Raw genomic sequence first — 5,457 nt, 5'->3', positions numbered from 1 at the left:
ATGGCCTCCGGGATGCGCTGGATCCGCGCCTGAAGCGTTGAGGAGCGCTCTTGCTTCCGAAGCCTCTCCTTCGGGGCCCAGGGAGCCTGTTTTAGCGCTTTAGGGATGGCAGTCATCCGAGCTGTCACCTGTTTCCACTGGGGGCTTTTAAGGGCTGGGAGGCCACCGATATGGGGGTGGACAGCAAGATCGCTGTTCCCATCCTCCTTCCACAATCTTAAGGCTGGAGGAACAGGCTTTCATGCAGCGAGACGGTCGCGATATCCTGCTGGAAGTTCGGGATTTGCGCACCTATTTTTTCACTGAGGACGGTGTGGTGAAGGCCGTGGATGGGGTGAGTTTCCACGTGCGGCGAGGGGAGATCCTGGGGTTGGTGGGGGAATCCGGCTGTGGAAAAAGCGTGACCTCTCTTTCTATTATGCGCCTGATCACCCCGCCCGGGCGGATCCTCGGAGGGCAGGTGCTCTTCGATGGGATGGACCTTCTGAAGTTGCCGGAGCCGGAGATGGTCCGGCTGCGGGGGAGCCGGATCTCTATGATTTTCCAGCAGCCGGTGAGCTGTCTGAATCCGGTTTTCAAGATAGGCGATCAGATCGCGGAGGTCTTTCAGGTCCATGAGGGGTTGAGCCGCATCGAAGGATGGAAGCGGGCCATCGAGTTGCTTCAGATGGTGGGCATCCCGGACCCGGAGCGCCGGGCCCATTCTTATCCCCACGAACTATCCGGCGGGATGGCTCAGCGGGTGATGATCGCGATGGCTCTCGCGCTGGGGCCGGAGTTGTTGATCGCGGATGAGCCCACCACCGCCCTGGACGTGACCATCCAGGCCCAGATCCTGGATCTGATGCGGGAGCTCCAGCGTCACATGCACACCGCCATCATCCTTATCACCCATGATATGGGGATTGTCGCCGAGATGTGCGATCGAGTGGCGGTGATGTATGCGGGGCAGATCATCGAAGAAGCGGACGTGCGCACCATCTTCAGGAATCCCCAGCATCCCTACACCCGTGGGCTGCTGGGTTCCATCCCGGTGATGGGAGTGGTCAAGCCACGACTGGATACGATCCCGGGAACAGTGCCAAATCTAATTAACCTGCCGCCCGGGTGCCGTTTCGCGCCACGTTGTCAGGCCCGGCTGGAGCATCGGGCCCGACTGGGGAATCTCTGTCTGGAAGAGAACCCACCGCTCTTCCATACTGGCCCCGGTCATCAGGTTCGTTGCTGGCTTTATCAATAACGCCGCTCCTCATCCCTTCCCTGTAGGGAGGCCTTGGGGCGGATCTGACAGACAATCGACGGGGGGGTGGGGTAGGCCAGCTCTAGCGGCCTGCCCCACCCCCAATTTCTCTAGGGAGAGCTTAAACGCTCGCGCCTTAGATCTTCCATGCAGTCCTTCGAGCTGCGAAGAGGATGGCACTTTCCCTTCAAATCAAAAGCTTCTTTCGGGGAGGCGTTCACGGATGACTCTAACCCAAGTGCAGGTTCAGGCCTCGCTGGACCTTTCTACCGATCAGGATCTCGTAGTCGTTCGAGACTTGAAAAAATACTTTCCGGGTCGCCGAGGATTGCTTCAGCGGGTGGCGGCATGGGTGAAGGCAGTGGATGGGGTGAGCTTCACGATCCGCCGCGGGGAGACCCTAGGGCTGGTCGGCGAATCCGGATGCGGGAAAACTACGGTGGGACGCACCATTTTGCGATTGATCGAGCCCACCGCTGGGGAAGTTTATTTTGAGGGACGAAACATCTTCGCCCTCTCGAAATCCGAGCTGAAAACTCTGCGACGGGATATGCAAATTATCTTTCAGGATCCTTATTCCTCGCTGGACCCCCGCATGCCGGTAGGAGCCAGCATTGCGGAGGGGCTGGCGGTCCATGGGATCGGAACACCCAAAGAACGATTTGAGAGGGTGGTCGATCTGCTCCGCAAGGTCGGCCTGGAAGATTATCATGCCCGGCGTTATCCTCATGAGTTCTCCGGAGGTCAGCGCCAGCGCATCGTGATCGCACGCGCCCTCGCTCTGCGCCCGAAGTTCATCGTATGCGACGAGCCGATCTCCGCTCTCGATGTGTCCATCCAGGCCCAAATCATCAACTTGCTGAAGGAGCTCCAGGAGGAATTCAAGTTGACCTATCTCTTCATCGCTCATAACCTCAGCGTGATCGAGCACGTGAGCGATCGGGTGGCGGTGATGTATCTGGGTAAGATCGTGGAGCTGACTTCCCGGGAGGAGCTCTATCGCAATCCTCTCCATCCTTACACTCAGGCGCTGCTTTCCGCTGTCCCGATCCCAGATCCCACCCTCAAGCGGGAGCGCATCTTGCTGAAAGGAGACGTTCCCAGCCCCCTGAATCCGCCTTCCGGCTGTCGTTTCCATCCTCGCTGTCCGGTCGCCATGAGCCATTGTGCCCGCGAAGAGCCGCCCTTCGTGAATATCGGGACCCGCCAGCAAGAACACTGGGTGGCTTGCTGGCGGGTCATATAGCGCAACTCGCTCTGGGGCTAACTCAGAGTAAAGAGTGATGGAGTAGTGAGGCAAGCGGCGATATCCCTCAGGTTAAGCGATCTCCTTCCTGAGGATGTAAGGCGGCTGTTGGATGGGCAGGATCCGCCTTTCCCTGCGGTCCTTCGGGCCCCAGGGAGGGTGGATTTTTTATTCTGGAGCCGGGCGGGCCTGCTCGCCATGGTCTCCGATGCTCATTCTATGGAAGCCCGGGGATGCTGAACTCCAGCACCGGTTTGCCCTCTGGATCCTCCAAAACGCCTCGTTCGCCAGGCCGCCACACGGCTTCCCGGCGACCCCAATAAAGATCCGTCGCGCTGTTCCTTCCTTCTCGGGTATGCACGGTCACCGAACTCCCCGTCCAGAGCGTCAGCGCTGGGAATGTAAACTGGTTCCCTTCCTCGTCCCGAATCCGCCATCCTGCCAGACTTATGGTTGCCCCTTCGTTCACCAGCACCAGCGCCTCGGCAGCCGGATCTCCCGGGGATTTCACCTCACGAATCCGCAGGCCGATCTTCTCGAATGCGGGCGAAGACCAAGGAGAGGCCGTGGGGGATTGAGGGATAAACGGAGGGGTGGGGTTGTCCGGGGAAATCCATAGCACCTGCCCGGGATAGATGATGGATTCGGCGCTTAAACCGTTTGCCTGAAGCAAGGCGTCCAGGGAGACCTGGAAACGGGCGGCGATCGACAGAAGGGTATCCCCGGGCTGCACGGTATATGTAAAGGGCTGACGCGGGGTCGGGGTGGGCACCGGGGTGGATGTGGGGAGCGGGGTGGGCAAAGGAGGAAGCGGTCGAATCCGCTCCAAGGTCCACATCGCCAAGATCAACGCGCTAAAAGCGGCCAGCGCGTTCAATCCCACCCCCCAGAGCCAGTTTCTGGAAATTCTCGCGTTGCGCATGTTCATCCTGACTTTCTAACATCGATAACCTGTCAGCGCGGAAGGACGAGGAATGTGACGTCGATGTCCCCTCCCCGAGGCCTAAGGGGCTTCGAGGAGAAGAGGGACACCACACACTGGGCCCGAACCGTTCCTGGCGGACGAGGCCGCCGAAGGCGGCCCGCATCCCACGAAAAATCCCGCAGGAAAGAATCATCCTTGCGGACCGGAGGGACCGCGCGGATCAGCGATGCGACTCTATATCGTATATCAAACGGACTCCCTTGGGGAATGGGCCGCCTACCCCCAAGGACATTGTGGCTCCTGGGGCCTCGAGGAAGGGAAAATCCTCGGGAGTTACGCCGTTCGTCTCCCTAGGGATTTTCGGGAGGTGGAGCGATCCGGTTCCCTCCAGCGGGCTCTCAACGGTGTAACTCTTCGTGCGTTGACCCGTTATGAGTTCGGGATTTGGAGAGCGGAGGCCCGTTCGGAGGGGCGATGGCCTCTTCCCTCTTCTCTTCCCTCCCCCGGCCCTTTGGGCCGTGGGGAGAGGGGAGAAAACGTCTTTCGGGGCACAGGGCTGGGGGCCAGAGACCCCCAGCCTGGCTTCCCGAAAACTCCAGATCAAGGGCCCTGCTTCAAACCCTTATCGGTGCAGCCCGGTTTATAATTCATGCGGCGGTCCCTTCTCTCTGGACTTTGGACGAACCCATACATCCTCTTCTTCCCGGCCTGAGGGATTATGGGGAAAGAGCCCACTCAGCCCGGGGAGAGGATCCAGACCGCATATCGCACTACCGTTCGTCCGGAGTTCAGATTCTTCGCTGCGGAGTGGAAACGATCTATGCGTAAGGTGCTGCAATCGCTGTGGGATGGCTTGGCACGGACGCGCCAGGCCGCCTTCGGTCGGGTCGCTCAGTTGCTGGGGGCAACGGAGATCACCGAGGCCTTATGGGAGGAGCTGGAGGCGGCGCTCATCCAGGCGGATGTCGGCGTCCGGGTGACGATGGAACTGATGGATCGCTTGCGCGAGCGAGTTCGCCGGGAAGGGATCACTCGGGCGGATTCCTTGCGGACGTTGTTGAAGCAGGAGCTGCGGGCCATCCTGGGGGATCCTCCGCCGCCGAATCTGGGCCGAAGGCCGTTAGAGGTGGTCCTCATCGTGGGTGTGAATGGTTCGGGGAAGACCACCACGGTCGCCAAGCTGGCGTATCAATTCCGGCAGCAGGGCCGACGGGTGTTGCTGGCGGCGGCGGACACTTTTCGGGCAGCGGCTGGGGAGCAGCTCGAGATCTGGGCGGAACGGGCCGGGGTGCCCTGCATCAGCGGCCAGCCAGGCGCGGATCCAGGGGCGGTGCTCTTCGACACATTGCAGGCCGCCCGCGCTCGGGGCTACGACCTCGTCCTGGCGGACACAGCCGGTCGGCTTCACACCAAATACAATCTGATGCAGGAACTGAAGAAAGTCCGAAACGTCGCCGCCAAGGTGATCCCGGATGCTCCCCATGAGGTCTGGCTGGTGCTGGACGCGACCACCGGTCAGAACGCTCTCCCACAGGCCCGGGAGTTCCACCAGGCGGTGGGCGTCACAGGCCTGATCCTCACCAAGCTGGACGGCACGGCTAAGGGTGGGGCGATTTTCGCCATCGCCCGGGAATTGGGCATGCCGGTGCGATTTATCGGGGTGGGAGAAGGGCTGGACGATCTGTTACCGTTTGATGCGGATGCCTTCGTGGAGGGCTTATTCGATTAAGCTCGGCCCTGCTGCCGTCTGGCTGATCCCTGTTGGGAAGTCGGAGCTTGTCCCTCCTCCCTGTCCCCCTTTCCATGCCGCAAAGCGGCATGGAAAGGGGAGTTCCGAGCTCGGGTTTGAAGCAAGGCGGTGAGGCCTCATTCTGTTGGCTTGGATTTTAGATCGATGGACGGTGTGGCTTCCTGCTTGCATCCTGGAATCTTCTTCTCCCTCCCCACGGCCCCGAGGGCCATAGAGCGGGAGAAGACATAATGAGGCAAATCGAATGCGTCGAGAACGTCGACGGCAACCTGAAGCGATGATCATATCCCGGGAAG

At 60.4% G+C, this 5,457-nt stretch carries 4 protein-coding genes; 3 read left to right on the top strand and 1 reads right to left on the bottom strand.

What is annotated here, in order from left to right; all coding sequences use genetic code 11:
* The first annotated feature begins 241 nt into the window (after positions 1–241).
* Together NZM16_RS12080 and NZM16_RS12075 are read left to right on the top strand one after the other, a co-directional pair.
* Positions 242–1,240: an ABC transporter ATP-binding protein gene (locus tag NZM16_RS12080; RefSeq protein ID WP_295480590.1), complete on the top strand. Its 999-nt coding sequence runs from the start codon at positions 242–244 to the stop codon at positions 1,238–1,240.
* Between the two features lie 223 nt (positions 1,241–1,463).
* Positions 1,464–2,486, top strand: a complete 1,023-nt coding sequence (locus NZM16_RS12075; protein ID WP_295480588.1) for an ABC transporter ATP-binding protein — start codon at positions 1,464–1,466, stop codon at positions 2,484–2,486.
* A 217-nt stretch (positions 2,487–2,703) separates the two neighbouring features.
* Here NZM16_RS12075 and NZM16_RS12070 read toward each other — a convergent pair whose 3' ends face one another.
* The gene (locus NZM16_RS12070; protein ID WP_295480586.1) at positions 2,704–3,408 is read right to left on the bottom strand and encodes a LysM peptidoglycan-binding domain-containing protein; all 705 of its coding nucleotides are present in this window, start codon (positions 3,406–3,408) and stop codon (positions 2,704–2,706) included.
* 823 nt (positions 3,409–4,231) lie between these two features.
* Here NZM16_RS12070 and ftsY point away from each other — a divergent pair.
* Complete coding sequence (gene ftsY, locus NZM16_RS12065) at positions 4,232–5,140, top strand: signal recognition particle-docking protein FtsY (protein WP_295449272.1); 909 nt, start codon at positions 4,232–4,234, stop codon at positions 5,138–5,140.
* Positions 5,141–5,457 lie beyond the last annotated feature (317 nt).

Source organism: Thermoflexus sp., assembly GCF_025055495.1.
Classification (GTDB): domain Bacteria; phylum Chloroflexota; class Anaerolineae; order Thermoflexales; family Thermoflexaceae; genus Thermoflexus.
Note: the sequence above shows the minus strand (reverse complement) of the source record. Positions and strands in the feature narration are given on the sequence as shown.